The sequence below is a fragment of the Clavibacter nebraskensis NCPPB 2581 genome (assembly GCF_000355695.1).
In the GTDB taxonomy this organism is placed as follows: Bacteria; Actinomycetota; Actinomycetes; order Actinomycetales; family Microbacteriaceae; genus Clavibacter; species Clavibacter nebraskensis.
In genome coordinates, this window is the sequence record NC_020891.1 from 53,444 (window position 1) to 73,875 (window position 20,432).

Annotated in this window: 18 protein-coding genes; 7 read left to right on the forward strand and 11 right to left on the reverse strand. The window is 72.1% G+C overall.

The window, feature by feature from the left end:
* Positions 1–15: 15 nt before the first annotated feature.
* Positions 16–1,284 (reverse strand): hypothetical protein, encoded by a 1,269-nt coding sequence (locus CMN_RS00265; protein WP_015488862.1) that lies wholly within the window; start codon positions 1,282–1,284, stop codon positions 16–18.
* Between the two features lie 140 nt (positions 1,285–1,424).
* On the opposite strand from CMN_RS00265, the gene pcp reads away from it, so the two are divergent.
* The gene (gene pcp, locus CMN_RS00270) at positions 1,425–2,066 is read left to right on the forward strand and encodes a pyroglutamyl-peptidase I (RefSeq protein WP_015488863.1); all 642 of its coding nucleotides are present in this window, start codon (positions 1,425–1,427) and stop codon (positions 2,064–2,066) included.
* Between the two features lie 48 nt (positions 2,067–2,114).
* Here pcp and CMN_RS14890 read toward each other — a convergent pair whose 3' ends face one another.
* Both CMN_RS14890 and CMN_RS00275 read right to left on the reverse strand, forming a co-directional pair.
* The gene (locus CMN_RS14890) at positions 2,115–3,110 is read right to left on the reverse strand and encodes a hypothetical protein (protein WP_131666522.1); all 996 of its coding nucleotides are present in this window, start codon (positions 3,108–3,110) and stop codon (positions 2,115–2,117) included.
* 104 nt (positions 3,111–3,214) lie between these two features.
* A complete protein-coding gene (locus tag CMN_RS00275) occupies positions 3,215–4,618 on the reverse strand; it encodes an MFS transporter (protein ID WP_015488864.1) in 1,404 nt (467 codons plus the stop codon).
* A 72-nt stretch (positions 4,619–4,690) separates the two neighbouring features.
* On the opposite strand from CMN_RS00275, the gene CMN_RS00280 reads away from it, so the two are divergent.
* Complete coding sequence (locus CMN_RS00280; protein WP_015488865.1) at positions 4,691–5,443, forward strand: phosphotransferase; 753 nt, start codon at positions 4,691–4,693, stop codon at positions 5,441–5,443.
* Positions 5,444–5,447: 4 nt separating this feature from the next.
* On the opposite strand, the gene CMN_RS00285 is transcribed toward CMN_RS00280, so the two are convergent.
* Positions 5,448–5,945, reverse strand: coding sequence for a MarR family winged helix-turn-helix transcriptional regulator (locus CMN_RS00285; protein ID WP_015488866.1), 498 nt, complete (start codon positions 5,943–5,945; stop codon positions 5,448–5,450).
* A gap of 228 nt (positions 5,946–6,173) precedes the next feature.
* Here CMN_RS00285 and CMN_RS00290 point away from each other — a divergent pair, with 228 nt between their 5' ends.
* The 3 genes from CMN_RS00290 (at position 6,174) to CMN_RS00300 (ending at position 8,835) form a co-directional block, all read left to right on the forward strand.
* Positions 6,174–6,845 (forward strand): hypothetical protein, encoded by a 672-nt coding sequence (locus CMN_RS00290; RefSeq protein WP_015488867.1) that lies wholly within the window; start codon positions 6,174–6,176, stop codon positions 6,843–6,845.
* 86 nt (positions 6,846–6,931) lie between these two features.
* Positions 6,932–7,996, forward strand: coding sequence for a S26 family signal peptidase (locus tag CMN_RS00295; protein WP_015488868.1), 1,065 nt, complete (start codon positions 6,932–6,934; stop codon positions 7,994–7,996).
* Positions 7,993–8,835 carry a LamG domain-containing protein gene (locus tag CMN_RS00300; RefSeq protein ID WP_015488869.1) on the forward strand — a complete coding sequence of 281 codons (843 nt, stop codon included), beginning with the start codon at positions 7,993–7,995 and terminating at the stop codon, positions 8,833–8,835. The genes CMN_RS00295 and CMN_RS00300 overlap by 4 nt, the downstream gene beginning before the upstream one ends.
* A gap of 52 nt (positions 8,836–8,887) precedes the next feature.
* On the opposite strand, the gene CMN_RS00305 is transcribed toward CMN_RS00300, so the two are convergent.
* The 7 genes from CMN_RS00305 to CMN_RS00335 all read right to left on the reverse strand — a co-directional run bounded on the left by CMN_RS00305 (position 8,888) and on the right by CMN_RS00335 (position 17,413).
* Positions 8,888–9,859 (reverse strand): nuclear transport factor 2 family protein, encoded by a 972-nt coding sequence (locus CMN_RS00305; RefSeq protein ID WP_015488870.1) that lies wholly within the window; start codon positions 9,857–9,859, stop codon positions 8,888–8,890.
* 349 nt (positions 9,860–10,208) lie between these two features.
* Positions 10,209–10,901 (reverse strand): hypothetical protein, encoded by a 693-nt coding sequence (locus tag CMN_RS00310; protein ID WP_015488871.1) that lies wholly within the window; start codon positions 10,899–10,901, stop codon positions 10,209–10,211.
* A 125-nt stretch (positions 10,902–11,026) separates the two neighbouring features.
* On the reverse strand, positions 11,027–11,662 hold the full coding sequence (locus CMN_RS00315; RefSeq protein WP_015488872.1) for a TasA family protein: 636 nt from the start codon (positions 11,660–11,662) through the stop codon (positions 11,027–11,029).
* A complete protein-coding gene (locus CMN_RS00320) occupies positions 11,662–12,279 on the reverse strand; it encodes a signal peptidase I (protein ID WP_015488873.1) in 618 nt (205 codons plus the stop codon). The genes CMN_RS00315 and CMN_RS00320 overlap by 1 nt, the downstream gene beginning before the upstream one ends.
* Entirely contained in the window at positions 12,276–13,046 is a 771-nt protein-coding gene (locus CMN_RS00325; protein WP_015488874.1) for a hypothetical protein, read from the reverse strand. The genes CMN_RS00320 and CMN_RS00325 overlap by 4 nt, the downstream gene beginning before the upstream one ends.
* Positions 13,047–13,160: 114 nt before the next feature.
* The gene (locus CMN_RS00330; protein ID WP_015488875.1) at positions 13,161–13,862 is read right to left on the reverse strand and encodes a TasA family protein; all 702 of its coding nucleotides are present in this window, start codon (positions 13,860–13,862) and stop codon (positions 13,161–13,163) included.
* Positions 13,863–14,008: 146 nt separating this feature from the next.
* Positions 14,009–17,413 (reverse strand): CLIPPER-2 domain-containing protein, encoded by a 3,405-nt coding sequence (locus CMN_RS00335; protein WP_015488876.1) that lies wholly within the window; start codon positions 17,411–17,413, stop codon positions 14,009–14,011.
* Between the two features lie 405 nt (positions 17,414–17,818).
* Here CMN_RS00335 and dnaK point away from each other — a divergent pair, with 405 nt between their 5' ends.
* Positions 17,819–19,690, forward strand: a complete 1,872-nt coding sequence (gene dnaK, locus CMN_RS00340; RefSeq protein WP_015488877.1) for a molecular chaperone DnaK — start codon at positions 17,819–17,821, stop codon at positions 19,688–19,690.
* Positions 19,687–20,355 carry a nucleotide exchange factor GrpE gene (locus CMN_RS00345; protein ID WP_015488878.1) on the forward strand — a complete coding sequence of 223 codons (669 nt, stop codon included), beginning with the start codon at positions 19,687–19,689 and terminating at the stop codon, positions 20,353–20,355. The genes dnaK and CMN_RS00345 overlap by 4 nt, the downstream gene beginning before the upstream one ends.
* Positions 20,356–20,432: the final 77 nt, after the last annotated feature.

Consider the following 20,432-nt stretch of genomic DNA (forward strand, 5'->3'; position numbering starts at 1 on the left):
CGTGCGATGCGCGGGTCAGCGCACCGTCACGCCCGCGCTCGCCACGGCGGCGCGGTCGTACAGGTAGATGACGCCGCTGACCACGACGGTCACGGTGTGCCCGCGGTCCGCCGCCGTCAGCGTGTAGGTCTTCGCGGTCGCGCCGGTGATGACCTTCCCGTCGCGCTTCCACTGGTAGCCGAGCTCGAGCGACGACGGCTTCCAGACGCCGGGCTGCGCCGTGAGGGTGCGGCCGACGACCGGGTTCCCGGTGATGCGCGGCGTGCCCGCGGTGATGACGGGCGCGGCGACGACCTTCGTCTGCCCCGACGTGCGGGTCACGGGGACGTACCCGTCGCGGGATCCGCGCACCGACACCGTGAGGCGGTGCCCGGCGTCGTCCGCGTCGATCGTGCGGGTGGCGCCGGTCGCGCCAGGGATCCGCTCGCCGTCGCGGAACCACTGGTACTCGAGCGTCACGGGCGCGGGCTGCCAGAGGCCGGTGCGCACGGAGAGGGTGGATCCGTACTCGACCGTCCCCACGATCTGGGGCTGCGGGGCGGACGTGAGCGCCTGCGCGCCCGGCGCTCTCGCCGTGGTGCCCTCGACGTGCACGTAGCGCCAGGCGTCCGGGATGGGGCCGTAGGTCAGGTCGAAGGCCACGCGCGTGCCGTAGCCCGGGGTGACCGTGACGGATCCGGTGCCGCCGGCGTCGACGAGGGGGCCGCCGTCGATCTGGTAGAAGATGTCGCTCTCCTCGGGCGTGGAGCCGTTGAGGGCCGCGCGCACGTCCCAGCGGAACGTGACGGACGGGCCGTCCACGATCACCTCGGGCGTGTACTCGTCGGGGCCGCCGACCGACCGGACCATCGTGGGCGCGGACGCCGTGCCGATGACGGCGACGCCGTCGACGGTCCCGGCGACGCGCACGCTGATGAGGTGCTGGCCGGGGGACGCCGGGATGTAGACCTCGTCCTCGTCGCCGGAGACGCTGCCGGTCCCGTCCGAGAGCCAGGGCCCGGCGCCGTCGAGCTGGTATTCGTAGCGGAGGCCGGAGTCGTCGGTGATCCCGCCGAGGTCCACCGAGATCACGCCGTGGAAGACCGCGTAGGCGCCGTAGTCGAAGCCGTTCCCGCGCACGGTGGGCGCGGGGATGCGGACCGCGGCGGCGGTCGACGAGTCGGCGGCGGGCGCGGGCGTCGTCGCGGCCTGCGCGGGAACGGCCCCGGCGAACGCGGTGCCGGCCGCGACCACGAAGGCCAGGGCGGTGAGCGGGAGACGTCGTCCCCTGGTGGTGCGGGTCATGTGCGTTCCTTCCGTGCGGGCCGGGTCACCCGTGCCCATGGTTCTCGCTCCGGCGACCGCCGCGCATCCCCCCGTCCGGGCAGCCCCCCGACGAGGCGTACCGTGGACGGGACCCGCCCCGCACCGTCAGGAGCCCCCGCATGCCCACCGTCCTCCTCACCGGATTCGAGCCCTTCGACGGCGACACCAGCAACCCGTCGTGGACGGCCGTGCAGGAGGTCCGCGACCGCTGGGACGGCGACGCGGAGATCCAGGTGCGCCAGCTCCCGGTCGACTTCGCGAGGGTCGACGACGCGCTGCGGGCGGCGCTCGCCGAGGTGGATCCGGACGTCGTGATCTCCGTGGGCCTCGCCGGCGGCATCGAGACGCTCGAGGTGGAGCGCGTCGCGATCAACGTGGACGACGCCCGCATCCCCGACAACACCGGCTTCCAGCCCATCGACGAGCCGGTGGTCGACGGCGGCCCGGCCGCCTACTTCAGCACCCTGCCGATCAAGGCGGCGGTGGCGGCCGTGCGCACGAAGGGGATCCCCGCGGTCGTCTCGCAGACCGCCGGCACCTACACCTGCAACCACGTCTTCTACCTGCTGATGCACGAGCTGCGCGACCGCCCGGGCACCCGCGGCGGCTTCGTCCACATCCCCTACTCGACGGAGGAGGCGATCGGCACCGACCGCCCCTACATGCGCATGGACCAGCTCGCGACGGCCCTCACGGCAGTCGTGCGCGCGACCCTCGCCAACGAGACGGACGTGAAGGTGGGCGGCGGGTCGCTCGACTGATCCGCGGCCTATCTCGATACGCAAAAATTTCTAGGGGGCCGGCGCGAGCTAAATGTTGAATGACGCGGCCGGAGTTGGCCCCGTGTAAGGATTTGCGGGCTTGATCATCGATGCTCCTGGCGCAGGGGCTGCCGCTTCTTGGTCGGCAAGACGTAACCACTCGGCTTCTGCTTTTGGATCTCCAGTCAGCATCATTTTGTTAAAAGCATTGAGCTGTTCACGCTCGTGACCGAAGTAGTCTTTCATCGCATCCGCCATAGAAGTGTCCCCGTTATCAAGAAGCTCGCACGCGCGTGCCGTGAACTCCAAGAGATCCCAGAGGAGGTGCTGCATGTCTCGCCACTGCCCATCGAACCACATTCCCAGCGAAACCGGCACGTCTTCTATGCCTGCATGAATGATGGGTTGAACTGTACGGTATCGTGCGAATATGACCTTTTGCTCAACCGCGGGTAGTGGGTCAGCCCAGTCGATCCAATACTCAACTGTTCCAAATTGCGGTTCGAGGTGCCCAAAGAACATGACAATCTCGGGATCTAGAATTGTGGATAAAGTGAGTGGGCGTTGATGCTTATCGGCGTTGTGCTCGTCGCTGAACCAAGTGATTGCAGAATTGTTGGTTACAAACGGTTGAATGGTCCGCAAATTATCCCGCTGGGCCTGGGAAAGCGCCTGCATGTGGGGCTGCCCGCACGCAGACTTCCATCCGGCTTCATCTGCAGATATGGGAAAGTACGTATTGCGCTCTTGCTTTGCGGTGAGCGCCGGGACTGCGGCTGATTTTACTGCATTGAACATCGCAATATCGAGCACTGACCGCGCGCGCCCAAATATGTCTCTGAGCTTTTCGTCTGCGTCGTTCGGCAGCAGATTACCACGCACGGCATAGCGATAGGAGACCTCCGTCGGGCTTTCGCGTATCGGAACCCCCCGAACTACGAGATTCTCTCTATGGTGCGCTGCAATTGCTCCTATGAAGTCAAAGCACTCTTGGATGAGGTAGCCGAGGCGCTTGCCCCATATGGGTAGTTCTTTATCGTCCATAACTTCACAGCCTAAGGGGCAGACTCATCTTTTCAGAAGCATGGCGCAATAACCGCCGCTTTGAGGCGTAACTACCCATCCGTCGGTCGCACGACCGCGCGCCTTTAATGTGAGCTCCGGTTGAGCGCATCCGCCCCGCGCACCCGCAGCATGAGCAGCAGCCCCGCGAGCAGCACGATCACGATGCCGATGATCCCGAAGCGCGTGTCGCCCGTGATCGCCACCGCGATGCCGAAGAGGCCCGGCGCGAGGAACGAGACCGCGCGGCCCGTGGTCGTGTAGAGCCCGAACATCTCGCCCTCGCGGCCGGCGGGGGAGATCCGCGCGAGGAACGTGCGGCTCGACGACTGCACGGGGCCCACGAACAGGCAGAGGAAGAGGCCCGTCGCCCAGAAGCCGGCCTTGGCGTCGCCGACGAAGAGCACCGCGGCGCCGCCGAGGATCAGGCACACGAGCGAGACGAGGATGACGGGCTTCGCGCCGAACTGGTCGTCGAACCAGCCGGCCGCGAACGTGCCGATGCCCGCGACCACGTTGGCCGCGACGCCGAACAGCAGCACCTCGGTGGTCGTGAACCCGAAGACCTGCGCGGCGATGATCGCCCCGAACGTGAACACGGCGGCGAGCCCGTCGCGGAACACCGCGCTCGCGAGCAGGAACACGAGCACGCGCGGCGACTCCCGGTACAGCTCGGCGATCCGACGGAACAGGGTGCGGTACGACGCGAGGATCCCCTGCCGCACGCGACCCGCCGCCGCGGGGATCTCGGGCACGCCCACCAGCACGGGGATCGAGAACACGGCGCACCAGATCGCCGCCACGAGGATCGCGAGGCGCACGTCGAGCGCGCCGCCCGCCTCGCCCGACGGCAGCCCGAGGAGCCCGGATGCGCCGGGCGTCCCGAAGTCGAAGAGGAACAGGCCGAGCAGCAGCGCCAGCAGCACGATCCCGCCCACGTAGCCCATGCCCCAGCCGAGCCCGGACACGCGGCCGACCGTGCGCGGCGTGCTCACCTGCACGAGCATCGCGTTGTAGTTCACGCTCGCGAACTCGAAGAACACGTTGCCGGCGGCGAGGAGCACGGCGCCGAGCCAGAGGTAGGAGGGCACGGGTTCCACGAACACCATGCCGAGCATCGCGAGCACCACGATCCCGGTGTTGATCCCGAGCCAGAGGCGCCGGCGCCCGGATCCGTCGGAGCGCTGCCCGAGCACGGGCGCGAGCACCGCGATCAGCAGGCCGGCGATGGTGAGGGCGAGCGAGATCACGCCGGAGGTGTCGGCCTTGGCGGCCACGAGCGCCGGGTTCCGCGCGTCGTCGCCCGCGGCCGCGACGATCGCGGGATCCACGAACAGGCTGCTGGCGAGGTACGTGCTGAAGACGAACGTGGTGACGACCGCGTTGAAGGCGGCGGATCCCCAGTCCCACAACGCCCACGCGGCGACCCGTCGGCGGGGAGGGGTGGTGGGGTCGGGCGCGTGCTCGGCGGCGGGCGCGGTGGTGCTCATGGTCGCAACCTAGTCGGTGGACGTGTCGCGGCAGGGTCGCCGGGCGAACGGGCCCGCCCCTACGCTGGCCCGATGGACGGACCCCTCGAAGGCGGCAACATGAACCGCGTCGAGCGCGAGGGCGACGCCGTCACGCGCGACGCCGGCCCGTGGACCCTCACCGTGCACCGCTGGCTGCGGCACCTCGCGCTCGCGGGCGTCGAGGGGATCCCGCAGCCGCTCGGCATCGAGGGCGGCCGCGAGCGGCTGACCTTCATGCACGGCACCGTGCCCGTCTACCCGCTGCCGCGCTGGATCTGGGCCGACGACGTGCTGGTGCAGGCCGGCCGCCGCCTCCGCGAGCTGCACGACGCGAGCATCGGCTTCGCGCTCGACGGCGCGCTCTGGCAGTCGGTCGCCAAGGTGCCGAGCGAGGTGATCTGCCACAACGACTTCGCGCCGCACAACCTCGTCTTCGAAGACGGCCGCCTCACGGGCGTCATCGACATGGACATGGCCTCGCCCGGCCCGCGCATCTGGGACATCGCGTACCTCGCCACGCGCGCGGTGCCGCTGTCCGGTTCCGCGCAGGACGGCGCGCCCGGCATGGACGACGCCCGTCGCCGCGTCGCGCTGCTGCTCGACGCCTACGGATCCGACGCCACCTGGGCCGACGTCCTCCGCGTCGCGATCCTGCGCCTCCACGACCTCGCCGCGATGTCGCTCGCGAAGGCCGACGAGCTCGGCAAGCCGCACCTCCGCGACGAGGCCGCCTACTACGAGCGCGACGCCGCGTTCCTCCGCGGGATCCTCGACGCCGAGCGCGCGCACCCCGGCCCGGCCTGACGCCTCAGCCGCCCGATGCGCCCGGGTCCGGCCCGTCGATGGTGTGCGCCGTCATCGCGATCGCGGCGCGCGCGATGTCCTCGGCCGTCTCCTCGGTGCCGAGCGCGGGGGAGGCCCGCAGCGCCACGGCGGCCGCCTCGCGGTAGTCGGCGTCCATGCGCGCGAGCGTCTTCCGCCCGGCGGCGGTGAGTTCGAGGAAGACGCTGCGGCGGTCCCGCGGGTTGGGCACGCGGTCGAGGTGCCCGGCTCCCACCAGGCGGTCGATCACGGCGGTCACCGCGCCCGTGCCCATCGAGATCTCGGCGGCCAGGTGCTTCGGGGTCATCCGGTGGAGGTCGCCGACCACGCTGATCACGGTCAGGTCGGTGACGTTCACCCCGATGTCCTGCGCGATGCGCGTGCGCAGGTGGCGCTGCGCGGTCTCGACCATGTGCAGCGCGTTGGCGAGCGCCTCCACGGCCGCGGCGTCGTCGCGGCGGGGAGCGGTTCTCTCCGGGCTCATGTCGGGTGTCCCTGCATCGGTGGATCCGGCGGATCCATGGGCGGTCCAGCGACTGTAACGCGCCCTCGCGGCCGCGATCCCCTCGGCGAACACGGTGCCCCCGCAGTGGGGGTATTGCGCGGAATGCGAGTAGCTGCATCTTCGAGTTACTTGCAAAGCGAGTCACCGAGCTTCTTCCCCAGGGGCTCACCCAGCCCCTTCCTCCCCCTACAGACCCGGAGCCAGAACATGTCGCACCACACCGCCGCCGCCACCAAGAAGACCACGCGCGTCCGCTTCGCCCCCCTCGCCATCGCCACCGGCGTCGCCGCCGCCGTCCTCCTCTCCGTCTCGATGTCCGGCACGCTGTCGGGCTTCGTCGCCTCGATCACCAACGACACCAACACGGCGGCCTCCGGCTCACTGGTCATGCAGGAGTCGCAGGCCGGCGCCAACGGCGCCCCCACCGTCACCTGCCTCAGCACGAGCGCCACGTCCGGCGTCGACTCGAACGCCGCCACCTGCTCCACCATCAACAAGTTCGGCGGCTCGACCGCGATGATGCCCGGCCAGACGGTCACGAGCGTCGTGAGCATCAAGAACGTCGGCACGACGCGGGCCTCGACCTTCACGCTGACCCCCGGCGCCGCCTGCACGCAGATCAAGAACGGCACCGTCAACGGCTCGGCCACCGACTTCTGCTCCAAGCTCAACGTCGTCATCACGGCCGCGGGCAGCGCCACCCCCGTCTACTCCGGCACCGCAGCGGCCCTCGCCGGCTCCTCCGCCAAGACGCTGACGGCCCTCGCCGCCAACGCGAGCACCGACTTCACCTTCGCGGTCACGCTCGACTCCTCCGCCGGCAACACGTACCAGGGCCTCGGCGCCTCGCTGCCCCTCACCTGGACCTTCGCGGGCTAGTCCCACCCAGCCGGATCCCCGCGGGGCCGCCGAGAGGCGGCCCCGCACCCCATCCCCCTCGAAGCCCCTGACCCGGGAGGCGCACCATGACCGACATCCAGGACCGCCCGACTGCCCCCACGGTCGGCACCACGACCGACACCACGGCGATCGACGCCCTCGAGCTCGACCTCGAGCTGGAGATCGACCTGGACCTGGAGCTCGACCTGGAGCTCCGCGCCGAGGACCTGCACCTCGAGCCGACCGCGCCGGTGCTCCCGGCCCTCGTCGTCCCCGCGCCGGTCGTCCCCGCCCGCGGCGCGGCCCGTCGCGCGGCCCGCACCTCCCGCGTCGTGCGCCGCCGCACCGTCGTCATGTGGGCGGCCACCGTCCTCCTCACCGCCCTCGTCGCGACGACGCTCCTCTTCCAGGCGTCCGGCGGCCGCTGGTTCGTCGTGCAGACCCCGTCGATGGGCACCACGGCCCCCGTCGGCACGCTGCTGCTCACGACCCCCGTCCTCCTCGAGGACGTCCAGCCCGGCGACGTCGTCAGCTTCCACCCCTCCACCACCCCGGATGAGACGTACACGCACCGCGTCATCGCGGTCGACGCCGACGGCCTCACCACGCAGGGCGACATCAACGGCGCGGTCGATCCCTGGAAGACCGACCAGGCGCACCTCGTCGGCGAGGCCACCACGATCCTCCCGGGCTTCGGCTGGCTCGCGAAGGGCGTGCCGCTGCTCGTCGCCGGCTTCGTCATCGTCATGGTCCTGACCCGCCTCATCGGCTCGCCCACGCACCGCGCCTCCATGCGCATGCTCGGCGGCGCGCTCGTCGCGGCGCTCACCGTGTTCGTGCTCAAGCCCTTCGTCGGCCTCGTCGTGCTCGACGCCGCGACCCGCGGCAGCGACGTCGAGGCGACCGTCGTGTCGACCGGCATGCTCCCCATCCGCATCGCGGCCGAGGGCGGCACCCACGCCACCCTCGCCGCCGGCCGGGTCGGCACCATCACCGCTCCGGCGGGCGAGGCCGGGCGCTTCTACGACGTGTCCTCCACTCTCGACCTGCCGCTCTGGGGTTGGATCCTCTTCTTCGGCGTCTGCTCGCTCCCCCTCCTCGCCACGCTCGTCGTCGGCCTCCCCGCCGAGCCCGAGGAGCGTCGCGCGTGAGCGTCGCCGCCCGCCTCGCCGGGATCGCCGCCTCCGTCTCCGCGGTCGCCCTCGGCGCCGTGCTCCTCCTCGCGCCCGGCACGAACGGCGCCTACAGCGCCGCCATCACGAACTCGAACAACAGCGCCGCATCTTCCGCCGCCTTCTTCACGTGCTCGAGCGCCTTCGCGGCCGACAAGGCCAACGCGCTGTTCGCCTACCCGCTCAACGAGGCGACGGGATCCACGACCGCCGTCGACGCGGCCACCGGCTCCTACCCGGGCACGTACCGCGGCGGCATGACGAGCGACACGACGAGCACCCGGGCCTGCCCGCGCGACACCGGCGGCGCCTACGTGCTCGACGGCACCGATTCCGTCACCAACGCGCTCCAGGCCCAGGGCCCCGCGACGTTCAGCACCGAGGTGTGGTTCAAGACGACCGTCAAGGGCGGCAAGCTCATCGGCTTCGGCAACTCGCAGGCCGGATCCTCGTCCGCCTACGACCGCCACACCTACGTCTCCACGACGGGCCAGCTGGCCTTCGGCACCTACAACGGCGGATACCAGACGATCACGAGCTCGGCCAACGTCGCCGACGGCGCCTGGCACCACGTGGTGGCCACCATGTCGCCGAGCACGGGCATGACCCTGTACCTCGACGGCGCCCGCGTCGCCCAGAACACGGCCTTCACGGCCCCGGAGAGCAACAGCGGCTACTGGCGCATCGGCTACGACAACACGTCGGGCTGGCCGAACGCGGGATCCAACTACTTCGTCGGCAGCATGCGGTTCGCGGCCGTGTACAAGACGGCGCTCACCGCGACGCAGGTGCAGAACCACTACACCGCGGGCCGCTGACGCGACGACGGGACGGCCGGTCGGCCGTCCCGTCGTGCGTGCGTGCCCCTGGTCAGCTCGCGGGCACCACGTCCCAGTGCTCGCGGATGAGGCCGCCGTCGACCCGGAAGATGTCGGCCGCGAGGAACGGGTCGTCCGCCTTCGCGCCGACCGGCTGCGAGAAGGTCCAGACGAGGTCGTCGTCCGCGATCGAGATCACGGACTGCTGCGCTGGGAACTGCGCGCCGCCGGAGAAGAAGGCCTTGAGCGCCGCCGTGCCGTTCGCGGCGACCGTGTTGTGCTGCAGGTACGCCGGGTCGAAGGAGCGGTCGAGCACGCTCGCGTCGTGATCCCGGAAGAGCGTGTCGTAGGCGCCCACGGCCAGCTGCCGGTTCGCCTCCTCCTGCTGCTCGGTCAGCTCGGGCGCGTCGGCCTTCCCCTGGTAGAGGTCGCTGAACATCGTGTTCGTGTTGCCGCTCGCGGGCGTGCCCTGCGGCACCGGCTGGTGGAACGACCAGACCGCGGTGACCTTGCCGTCCGCGAGGCGGAAGAGGTCGACGGCCGCTTCGCCGGTGCGCTCGTCGTCGGGCTTGGAGGTGATCTGGTAGTGGACGGCCACGAGGTCACCGTCCGCGGCGATGTGCTTGACCACGGCCTGGGCGCCGGGCACCCGCTGGTGCGCGGTGGCGAACTCGTCGAGGAACCCGCCGGGGCCGGCCTTCGCGCCCGTCCCGTTGGCGGTCGCATCGGGCGCGATGGTCGCGATCGCGGCGGCGTTCGCCGCGGGGGAGGCGGGATCCGGGAACGCGGCGGTGAACAGCGCCGAGATGGTGTCGGCGTTGCGGTCCTCCGCGTCGGAGTCGCTGCGGTCGGCGGTCGTGCCGCCGTCGCCCGATGCGGTGGCGACGGCGGTGGTCGTGTCGGGGGCGGCGTCGGTCGCGGCGGATGCCGCGCCGGGAGCCGAGCATCCGGCGAGGACGACCACGCCGGCGAGGGCGGCGGTGCCGCGGGCGAGCAGGGAGACGGGGATTCGTTGAACGCTCATGCACACACGATGCGATCCGCGGCTGGAGATCTCCGACGTGCATGGATACGGCGTCCGACAGCTGTTCCTGGTAGGCCACGCGCGGGGCGGATCGTCCGGTCACGGTCGCGCGGGACCGCCCGCCCGCCCGATCGCCCCTCCGTTCCGAAGCCCCTGCGCCGGGTCCGAGTCACCCGGCAGGGGCTCCCTCGCTGCGCATGCGAGGGGGCCCCGCCGCATTCGGGCGGGTCGCTCCCGCATGTGCGTCCGGCCACCGCGGTCGCGGTCCCCCGGCGCACGACGAACGGCCCGGCGTCGTGGGCCGGGCCGTTCGTGGTGGTGCTGCCCGGGGTCGAGCCCGGGGTGGGTGCTACTTGGTGTTGACGGTGATCTTGGCGATGCCGACGACGAGCTGGTCGGTGACCGCGGTCGTGCCGAAGGTGCTGTTCAGGAGCGCGGCGGCGTCGGGGCTGACCTTGACGGTGGTGCCCTCGAGGACGGCGTTGTCGCCCTCCATCTGGAGCGGCTTCAGGGTCGTGCCGTCGAGGTTGAAGATGTAGACGTCCTTCATGACCTCGCCGTCGCCGACCTGGACCGATCCGGTGAGGCGGCTGGTGCCGGGGTCGATGACGAAGTCGGTGAGCTTCACGACCGTGGAGCCGGCGGTGAGGCTGATGCCGGAGCCGGAGTGGTCGATCTCGCCCTGGACGTAGGGGCGGTAGGACTGCTCGGGGTCGAAGTACTTCACGTTGCCGCCGGTGATGGGGAACGCGAGGGTGCCGGTGGAGCCGTCGAGGGTGGCGGTGCCGATGACGCCGGGGGTCAGGCCCAGGGTCGTGAGGGCGCCGGTGAAGCCGGAGTCGAGGGTGACCTTGGTGTCGACGCCGGTGAGGGTCGGGATGGTCGCCAGCGGCGTGGGGTTGGCCTCGGTGGTGGCGGTCGCGGCGGGCTTGGAGGAGCTCGAGGACGACGGCGTCTCGGCGGGGGTCGAGCAGGCCGCGAGGCCGACGACGAGGAAGCCCGCGGTGGCGAGGCCGAAGACGGACTTGGTGAGGTTGCGCATGATGGATCCTTCGTTGTCAGGGCGGCCGACGTGGTCGCCGGTTGGAGTCGGATGGTGCTTCGGCGCCCCTCGCCAGGGCGATGGGTCCCGTGATGCTTTCGTGATCTCGAGGGTCCCCATCCGGGTCATCGCTGGATGCCGAGGCGCTGGTCGCCGTCGATCCGGAGGGTCACGGATCCGGTGGCGCCCTGGGCGCCCGTGGGCGCGGACGCGGCCAGCCGCACGGTGACGCGCAGGTGGTCCCGACCGCCGACCGCGCGGGCGGGGGAGGCGGGCAGCGTGAAGCGCCCGACCGCGGGGCGGTCGGCGACGACGGAGGTCGTCGTGCCGGAGCAGACCGCGGTGCCGGGCGCACCCGTCCATGCCACGGTGCAGCGGTCGAACGCCACCTGGAGGCCGTCGGACGTGCTCGCGACGGCCGTGCCGCCGAGCGTGACCTGGAGCCGCCGCGCGGTGACGGTGCCGGCGTTCGCGAGGTCCAGCAGCCGCACCTGTGCGTCACCCGGCCGGAGCCCCGTGATCGGGACGGCGAGCTGATCCGCTCCGCCCCCGCCCCAGTCGAGCTCCACGGCGCCCGCGCGCACGGTGATCCGCGATGTGGCGCGGTCGGTGAGCACGGCGTACGCGGTGCCGGCGCCCGCGAGGGCGATGGCCAGGGCGATGGCGGGGACGAGCAGAGGACGGGCGCGGCGGATCGGGCGGCGCGCGGCGCGGCGGCCGTGCGGCGCGGGGACGGCGGGCGCGGCGCGATGGCGGGGCATCAGGCGGGCTCGCCGGTCGTGCGCGGCGGACGACGCCAGATGACCGTCAGCAGCCAGATCGTACCCGTCGCGCCGACGACCGCGAACGCGATCGCGCGGGTGATGGGGTCGCCGAGCCAGACGAACGGCCAGCCGAGGAACGGGACGACCGACGTGCGCTCCCACACGGCGTCGTCGCCGATGGTGACGATCCACGGATCGGCGGAGGGGTTGTTGTCGCCCTTGGTCTGGATGGCGAGGCGGTCGTCGGACCAGCCGTCGAGGCTCGCCGCGTCCTCCGGGCGGAAGACGTGCGTGACGCGGTGGATCACCCGGACGCGCGGGCCGCTGGGGGCCGTGAAGACGACGACGTCGCCTTCCGCCACCTCCGCGCGGGGCGTCGGGGCGGTGATCGCGAGGGAGCCGACGGGCATGCCGGGCGCCATCGAGTCGGAGAGGACGGGGACGAAGCGGGTGACGCCGAGCGCGGAGAGGGCGACGACCGCGATCACGGCCAGCCCGACGACGGCCGTGAGGAGACCGCCGAGCACGCCGAGGGCGCGGCGGGCCGGGCTCCGGCGGGGCGGCGCCGCGGGCGGGGCCGCCTCCTCGACGCGCGCGGTGCGGTCGCCGATCATGACGCGGCCTCGGCGGTGCGGCGTCGGCGGCGGCCGGCGAGCAGCAGGACCCCGCCGCCGAGGAGGGCGAGGAGGGCGCCGGCCAGGGCGGACGCGATGTCGCGGCCCGTGACGGGGAGCAGGTCGCGCGGGGCGTCGGCGGCGGGGGCGGATCCCGCGGGCGAGGTGCCGCTGCCGCTGCCCGTGCCGCCGCCGGTCCACGGATCCGTGCCGCCGCCCGCGTCGTCGACGAGGGCGAAGCCGATGCGGACCATCCCCGCGGTGGACTCCATCCCGTTGTCGGCGCCGGACGGGAACCGCACGCGCACGGCGATGCCCACGGTGTCGCCCGCGTCGAGCGGGGTGCGCGTCACGACGCGGTCGAGCGTGGCGGCGGGACCGGATCCGAGGCGCTCGACGGGACCGCGGCAGCGCATCGGCGGCGTGAGGGTCTCGAAGCCGCCGTCGCAGAGCCGGACGGACAGCTGGATGCCGCCCAGGGCGTCGCCGGTGAGGGCCATCGAGCGCATGGAGTCGAGGCGGACGGAGAGCGGCGAGGCATCGCCGGAGACGTTGGTGACGTCGGCGGCCCAGTCGACGGTGTCGCCGGGCGCCAGGTCGTCGAGCGCGATGCCGGGGCCGGTGAGCTCCTCGACCTGGAGCGAGGGCGAGTCGGCGGCGGTGGGGCGCGCATCCGCGCGGGCCGGGGCAGCGGAGGCGGAGACGGCGACCAGCGTCAGGCACAGCGCGGCGGCGGCGATGCCGCCGGTGCCGTGGTGTGCGCGCATGGTCGGTCCTCCGGGTCGGGACGGATGGGGGGTCGTGCGGTGGGACAGGGCGACGCGCGGACGCGACGCCGGGCGATCGGGCCCCGGCGCGTGCCGGGGCCCGATCGGAGGCGATCAGCGCTGCAGGCCGTCGCGCTGGATCGCGGCTGCGGTGAACGTCAGCGACGCGGCCGCGTTCTCGTAGTCGTTGTCCGCGGTGTCGGGCAGCTGCAGGACCATCAGGGTGTTGAGCGACACGTCCGCGGTGTCGCTCGGGAAGGTGCCGTCGGCCGACGGCGTGACGCCGAAGGCCGCCGGCGTGAGCGTGGTGGAGTTGCCCGCGCCCGTGATCGATGCGAGGGTGCCCGCGCCGGTCTGCTGCACCGTGCCGGAGCACGTGTACGCGCCCGCGGGGGCGGTGGCCGACGTCCACTCGCCGCCGACGCAGGTCTGCAGCGAGTAGGTGAGCCCCGCGACCCCGCTGACGAGGGACTCGCCGCCTCCGGCGAGGGCCGGGTCGTCCGTGCCGGCCGTCTCCGCCGTCACGGCGTAGGACAGCTGGACGGCCGCGACGAGGTCGCCGTCGTTGGTCGCGTCGGGCAGCTCGAGCAGGATCGGTCGCTGGACGGTGTCCCCGGGCGCGATGTCCGCGACCGTGTACTCACCCGTGGCGATGATGTCGAGCTGACCCGCGTCGGCCTGGAGCGTCGCCGTGTCGGAGTCGGTGAAGATGGCGAACGCGCCGCCGGTGATGATCGTGCCCACGGCGACGACCGCGCCGGTGGCGACGATCTTCTTCCAGGGGCGACGACGCTGGGGTGCCTGGGTGGTGCTCATGGTGGTTCCTCTCGATGTGTGACGCGGTGCGCGATGTGCGCGGGTGGTGGTGCTGCTGTTCCTGCTGGTGCGGTGACGGACGTGTCGGTCGGGGCGTGTCGCCGCATCCGGGGGCGGATGCGGCCTGGGGGGTCGCGGGGCGGGCATCAGCAGCCCACCGCGGAGACGGCCGCCGGCTGGGCGACGGCGACGGAGGGGGCGCTCGCGACGCCGAGCCAGCGCTGCAGGTCGGGCCGGACGCGCCACTGGTAGGAGAGGGACTCGCCGAGCCGGTCGTCCGCGAACGAGGTCACGGTGCCGGCCAGGCGGGCGACCGTGGTCCACGCGCCGGGCGTCGTGCCCGCGAGGCGCCGCTCGACGAGCTGGTCGGTGGCGCCGGGGACCGCGGTCCAGGCGAGCGACGTGACCGGACGGCCGGCGACGCAGCTCGCGGTCGCGGCGGTGACGGTCGTCGTGCTCGTCCAGGTGCCGGTGGATGCGCCGAGCGCGACGTCGTCCCGGTGCGAGAAGCCGCGGGGCACGAGCGGGGCCGGGTCGAGGTGGACGGTGATGGTCGATGTCGCGGCGATGCCGGTGCCGGGCGCCGCCGGGCGGTCGGTGATCGCGTAGGCGATCACGGTGGATCCCGCCGTCCCCGTCGCCGGCGGCCGGTACGTGCACAGGACGGCCGTGCAGTTGAACGACCCGGTCAGGGCGGTGGGCGGGGTGGCGCCCGTGATCGCGAGCGCGTCGCCGTCCACGTCCGTGTCGTTCGCCCGCGGGTCGATCGTCACGTCCGGACCGCCGATCGTCGCCACCAGCCGGTCGTCGCGGGCGACGGCCGTGCGGTTGACGGGCGTGACGGTGATCGTGACCCGCACGTTCCAGGTGCCCGCGGCGCTCTGCAGCGCGTAGTCGAAGACGTCCACGCCCGTGAAGCCGTCGACCGACCGGTACGTGCAGCGTCCGCGGTCCGTGCCGCTCGCGACGCACGTGGCGCTGCCGGAGGTCGGCGACGCGGGCACGGGTCCCGCCGCGCCGCCCACGAGCGCCGGCGTCGCCGAGAGCTGCGCGCGGCTGAGCGTCGCGCCCGTCGCGGCGGGCCCGTCGTCGGCGAGCACGTCGACCACCACGGGCACGCCCTGGGGCGTCGTCGCGGCGTCCGGCAGCGGGTCCGGCACGGCGAGCACGGTCGCCGTCGCGGTGCGGCTGATCGGCCCGGTCGGCGCTGTCGCGGTGGCGGTCGCGGTGTTGACGATGGATCCGGCCGCCACGTCCGCGGTCGTGGCCGTGTACGTGGCGGTCGCCGTGACGACCTGGCCGGGCGCGAGCGTGCCCGCGGTGCCGGGCCAGGTGTACGCAAGGGCGGAGACGCCGGTGCGCGGATCCGCGATGGAGACGCCCGTGAGCGTCGTCGACCCGGTGTTCTGCAGCCGGAACGCGTACGTCACGACACCGCCCGCCGCCGGCACGTTGCCGGGTGTCGCGGTCTTGGTGAAGGCCAGGGTCGCCGTGCGGTCGAGGGTCACGGTGCGGGTCGCGGTGGCCTGCGCCTGCGTGCCGCCGGAGCTCGCGCCGCGGACGGTCGCCGTGTTCGCGATCTGCCCCGCGTCGACGTCGGCCTGCCGCACCGTGTAGCTCGCGGTGGCGGTCGCGGTCGCGCCGACGGCGAGCGTGCCCGCGGTGCCCGGCCACGCGTACGTCACGGCGGACAGCCCGGGGAGCGGATCCGTGAGCGCCACCCCGGTGAGCGGCACCGTGCCGGTGTTGCGGATGGAGAAGGAGTACGCGACCGTGGCGCCCGCCACGGACCCGCCCGTGAGCGTCGCGCCCTTTGTGAGCGTGAGCGCCGCGGATCCGTTGACCGGCGTGCTCGTCGAGGAGCTCGCGGTCGGCGCGGCCGCCCCGGAGAAGGTCTTCCCCGAGACGGTGGCCGTGTTCACGATCGGCGTCGCGGCGTCCACGTCGGCCTGCGTCACGGTGTACGCCGTGGAGGTGAAGGTCTGGGACGCGCCGGGCGCCAGGGTCGTGGAGGCGGGGCTGATGCCGGTGACGCGCGGGTCGGCCACCGCCACCGTGTACAGCGACACGTTCCCGCTGTTGCGCGCGACGAACGAGTAGGCGATCCGCTCGCCGACGTCCGCCCGGCCGTTGCCGTTGGAGTCCGTGAGCGTGCCCGTCTTCGTGAGCGCGAGCGCGGGAGCCGGCGTCACGATCTGCGCGGTGGCCGTGCTCGAGTTGCTGTTCACGGCCGCGAGCAGCGTGTTGAGGCCGCGTGCGGTCGCGGTGTTCACGAGCGTGCCGGACATCGCCTCCGCGGGCGTCACGACGTGGGTGCCCGTGCACGTCGCCGACGCGCCGATGAGCAGCAGGCCCGTCCCGAGGAGGCCCCCGGTGCAGGAGGCGGAGGGGACGAGGGGGTCGCTCACCGTGAGGTTCGACAGGACGACGCCGCCGCTGTTGGTGAGCACGAACTGGTACGGGATCGTCTGGCCCTCGGAGTACGCGGCCGGCTGGGCGTTCGTCCGGTCGATCTGCTTCACGAGGTTGAGCGGCGTGAGGTCGGTGACGCTCGAGACGCTCACCTCGCGGATCAGGTGCGTGTCCGTGGAGGTGCCCGTCGAGGCGAGGTAGCCGAGCTTGTAGGACGCGGGGGCGGGGGTGGTCATCGTGTACTGCACGACCTGCGTGAGGGAGGCGGTGGACGCCCCCGCCGTCGCGCCCATGTAGACGGTGACGACGGGGAGCCGGGCGGGGGAGACCGTGATGCGGATGGTCCGGCCGAGGTCCGTGGTCGGCGTGCTCAGCGTCGTCGTGGCGCGGAGGCTCGACGCGGGAGACGCGCCCGTCAGATAGCAGTAGCCCGTCAGGCCCGTGCCGGGTCCGCGCAGCGCGATGGCGTTGGGGCGCGAGCCGACGCCGGCGCTCGGGGTGGTGCAGCCCGTGCCGCGGCCCTCGGTGCCGTTGGAGAAGTTGCCGTACGCGTCGAGGCCGACGCCGAGGTAGCCGCCCGCGACGCCCGCCGCGGTCGTGCTCTGGGCGTAGCCGAGGGATCCGCCGGACGGGCCCGCCGCGGTGAGCGGCACGGATCCGTCGGTGAGGAAGAAGCCGATGCCGTCGGCGCCGCCGGAGGACGTGCCGTACTGGTACTGGTCGAACTTGATGTCGAGCCCGCCGCTGGCCGGGATCGCGTTGTCGTAGACGACGCCGCCGACCGCGTTGGCGCGGTTGTCGGTGAGCTGGAGGGCGCCCGGGCTCGCGCTCGCGGGCGGCGCCTGGGTGCGGCTCGAGCAGACGCCGAGCGTCGAGCCGCTGCTCGGGGCCGAGGTGGCGCGGGTGAGGCAGGCGCTGCCGAGCGGCTTCCACGCGGCGTCGGACACGCTCGTGCCGCTGAACGACTCGGTGATCAGCTGCGACGCCGCGGTCGCGGTCGGCGCGGGCAGGGTGATGAGGAGCGCGGCCCCGACGGCGGCCGCCGCGAGCGCGGCCAGGCGGCGGATCCCGGGGCGGGAGCGCGCTCCGGCGGCGACCGGACGCGGGTCGGCGGCATGGCGCGCACGCGTACCGACCATCCCGACCACCCCCTGGAGAACACGTCCTCATGAAGGGCGCCGAGAGGCCCCCCGGCCTCGCGTCGGCAACGCTAAATCAGCAGATCGACACCGGAAAAGGGACCCAGTAGCGATCTAGGTGAACCAGTAGCCCCCGTCTCGCCCCTCCGGCCCCCCGGCCGGGGCACACCGCCGCGGGGCGGACCGGTGGCGGGCCGCCGACCCTGTGAGTTGAGCCGACATCGCTCAACTCCTGGCGTCCCGACTTGACGCCCGGCGAGGGCCCGGTAGAGTTGAGTCATCGCGGCTCAAGTAGCACGCCGCTGACGAAGCGGCACCGCGAGCGAGACTCCGCGGGACACCCGCGTCACCACACGAAGCGACCCCGTGATCCGGGGCCTCGCGGCAATAGAAGGAGAACACCCCATGGCTCGTGCAGTAGGAATCGACCTGGGTACCACCAACTCGGTGGTCTCGGTCCTGGAGGGCGGAGAGCCCACCGTCATCGCCAACGCCGAGGGCGCGCGCACCACGCCGTCCGTCGTCGCGTTCACCAAGGACGGCGAGGTGCTGGTCGGCGAGACCGCCAAGCGCCAGAACGTCACCAACGTCGACCGCACCATCTCGTCCGTCAAGCGCCACATGGGCACCGACTGGACCGTCGCGATCGACGACAAGAAGTACACGTCGCAGGAGCTGTCGGCGCGCATCCTCGGCAAGCTCAAGCGCGACGCCGAGCAGTACCTGGGCGACTCGGTGACCGACGCGGTCATCACCGTCCCCGCGTACTTCAACGACGCCGAGCGCCAGGCCACGAAGGAGGCCGGCGAGATCGCGGGCCTCAACGTGCTCCGCATCATCAACGAGCCCACCGCGGCGGCCCTCGCCTACGGCCTCGACCGGGGCAAGGAGGACGAGCTCATCCTCGTCTTCGACCTCGGCGGCGGCACGTTCGACGTCTCCCTCCTCGAGGTGGGCAAGGACGACGACTTCAGCACCATCCAGGTCCGCTCCACCGCGGGCGACAACCGCCTCGGCGGCGACGACTGGGACCAGCGCATCGTCGACCACCTCGTCAAGCGCTTCAAGGAGTCGACGGGCGTCGACGTCTCGAACGACAAGATCGCCAAGCAGCGCCTCAAGGAGGCCGCGGAGCAGGCGAAGAAGGAGCTCAGCTCCTCCACCAGCACCTCGATCCAGCTCCCGTACCTCTCCCTCACGGAGAACGGCCCGGCCAACCTCGACGAGACGCTGACCCGCGCCAAGTTCGAGGAGCTCACGAACGACCTGCTCGAGCGCACCCGCAAGCCCTTCGAGGACGTCATCCGCGAGGCCGGCGTCTCGGTCGGCGACGTGGCCCACGTGGTCCTCGTCGGCGGATCCACCCGCATGCCCGCCGTCGTCGACCTCGTGAAGAAGCTCACGGGCGGCAAGGAGCCCAACAAGGGCGTCAACCCGGACGAGGTCGTCGCCGTCGGCGCCGCGCTCCAGGCCGGCGTGCTGAAGGGCGAGCGCAAGGACGTCCTGCTCATCGACGTCACCCCCCTGAGCCTCGGCATCGAGACCAAGGGCGGCATCATGACCAAGCTCATCGAGCGCAACACGGCCATCCCGACCAAGCGCAGCGAGACCTTCACCACGGCTGACGACAACCAGCCGTCCGTGGCGATCCAGGTCTTCCAGGGCGAGCGCGAGTTCACCCGCGACAACAAGAACCTGGGCACCTTCGAGCTCACCGGCATCGCGCCGGCGCCCCGCGGGATCCCGCAGGTCGAGGTCACCTTCGACATCGACGCCAACGGCATCGTGCACGTGTCCGCCAAGGACAAGGGCACCGGCAAGGAGCAGTCGATGACCATCACGGGCGGATCCTCGCTCGCGAAGGAGGACATCGAGCGCATGGTGCGCGAGGCCGAGGAGCACGCGGCGGAGGACAAGACGCGCCGCGAGCAGGCCGAGGTCCGCAACAACGCGGAGCAGCTCGCCTACTCGATCGACAAGCTCATCAAGGAGAACGACGACAAGCTCCCCGAGGACGTCAAGTCCGAGGTCCAGGGCGACGTCGACGGCCTGAAGAGCGCCCTCGCCGGCGACGACGAGGATGCCGTGAAGACCGCGTTCGACAAGCTGTCCGCCAGCCAGACCAAGCTCGGCGAGGCCATCTACGCGCAGGGCCAGCAGGAGCAGGCCGCGGGCGAGACCCCCGAGGGCGCGTCCGAGGCGAAGAAGGACGACGAGGACATCGTCGACGCCGAGGTCGTGGACGAGGACGACGAGGACAAGAAGACCGACCGATGACCGAGGACACCGCGAACGGCGAGGGCCGCGGGCCCGACGACGTCACGCCCGAGGGCGAGGGGGCCGAGCAGTCGGCCTCCTCGGCCCCGGCCGGGTCCGACGCTCAGGCTGCTGACGCTGCCGAGGCGGCCTCCGTCCCCGGCGTCGACGGCGCGTTCGTCGAGGCCGAGGGCCCCGACGTCGAGACGACCGACCCCATGGACGAGGAGCTGCAGGACCTCATCGAGAAGACCCGGAACGAGCCCGTCGAGGGCGACTCCGAGCACCTCGCGGACCTGAAGCGCGTCACCGCGGAATACGCCAACTACCGCAAGCGCACCGAGGCCAACCGCGAGATCGAGCGCCAGCGCGCGGTCGGCGACGTGGTCAAGGGCATCCTCCCGGTGCTCGACGACCTGGATCGCGCCGAGAAGCACGGCGACCTCGCGGAGGGCGGACCGCTCACCGCGATCGTCGCCAAGCTGCGGACGAACGTGGAGCGCATCGGGCTGGTCAAGGTCGGCGCCGTAGGCGACGCCTTCGACCCGCAGGTGCACGAGGCGATCTTCCAGAAGCCGAACCCCGAGGTCCAGGTGGACACCGTCGCGGACGTCGTCGAGAGTGGCTACTACATCGGCGAGACGCTGCTGCGGGCCGCGAAGGTCGTCGTCGACAAGCCGGAGTAGCGCCATCAACCGCAGCATCGATCCGGCTGCACCCACCCCGGTCCGGGCGTCCGCACGCGCGGGCGCCCGGATCGGGT

Excerpts from the sequence above, each read along its gene's own strand:
- CMN_RS00345 (WP_015488878.1), top strand. The coding sequence starts at position 19,687 with ATGACCGAGGACACCGCGAACGGCGAGGGCCGCGGGCCCGACGACGTC.
- CMN_RS00320 (WP_015488873.1), bottom strand. The coding sequence starts at position 12,279 with ATGATCGGCGACCGCACCGCGCGCGTCGAGGAGGCGGCCCCGCCCGCG.
- CMN_RS00310 (WP_015488871.1), bottom strand. The coding sequence starts at position 10,901 with ATGCGCAACCTCACCAAGTCCGTCTTCGGCCTCGCCACCGCGGGCTTC.
- CMN_RS00275 (WP_015488864.1), bottom strand. The coding sequence starts at position 4,618 with ATGAGCACCACCGCGCCCGCCGCCGAGCACGCGCCCGACCCCACCACC.
- CMN_RS00325 (WP_015488874.1), bottom strand. The coding sequence starts at position 13,046 with ATGCGCGCACACCACGGCACCGGCGGCATCGCCGCCGCCGCGCTGTGC.
- CMN_RS00335 (WP_015488876.1), bottom strand. The coding sequence starts at position 17,413 with ATGGTCGGTACGCGTGCGCGCCATGCCGCCGACCCGCGTCCGGTCGCC.
- CMN_RS00315 (WP_015488872.1), bottom strand. The coding sequence starts at position 11,662 with ATGCCCCGCCATCGCGCCGCGCCCGCCGTCCCCGCGCCGCACGGCCGC.
- dnaK (WP_015488877.1), top strand. The coding sequence starts at position 17,819 with ATGGCTCGTGCAGTAGGAATCGACCTGGGTACCACCAACTCGGTGGTC.
- CMN_RS00330 (WP_015488875.1), bottom strand. The coding sequence starts at position 13,862 with ATGAGCACCACCCAGGCACCCCAGCGTCGTCGCCCCTGGAAGAAGATC.
- CMN_RS00280 (WP_015488865.1), top strand. The coding sequence starts at position 4,691 with ATGGACGGACCCCTCGAAGGCGGCAACATGAACCGCGTCGAGCGCGAG.
- CMN_RS00265 (WP_015488862.1), bottom strand. The coding sequence starts at position 1,284 with ATGACCCGCACCACCAGGGGACGACGTCTCCCGCTCACCGCCCTGGCC.
- CMN_RS00305 (WP_015488870.1), bottom strand. The coding sequence starts at position 9,859 with ATGAGCGTTCAACGAATCCCCGTCTCCCTGCTCGCCCGCGGCACCGCC.
- CMN_RS00285 (WP_015488866.1), bottom strand. The coding sequence starts at position 5,945 with ATGAGCCCGGAGAGAACCGCTCCCCGCCGCGACGACGCCGCGGCCGTG.
- CMN_RS14890 (WP_131666522.1), bottom strand. The coding sequence starts at position 3,110 with ATGGACGATAAAGAACTACCCATATGGGGCAAGCGCCTCGGCTACCTC.
- pcp (WP_015488863.1), top strand. The coding sequence starts at position 1,425 with ATGCCCACCGTCCTCCTCACCGGATTCGAGCCCTTCGACGGCGACACC.
- CMN_RS00290 (WP_015488867.1), top strand. The coding sequence starts at position 6,174 with ATGTCGCACCACACCGCCGCCGCCACCAAGAAGACCACGCGCGTCCGC.
- CMN_RS00295 (WP_015488868.1), top strand. The coding sequence starts at position 6,932 with ATGACCGACATCCAGGACCGCCCGACTGCCCCCACGGTCGGCACCACG.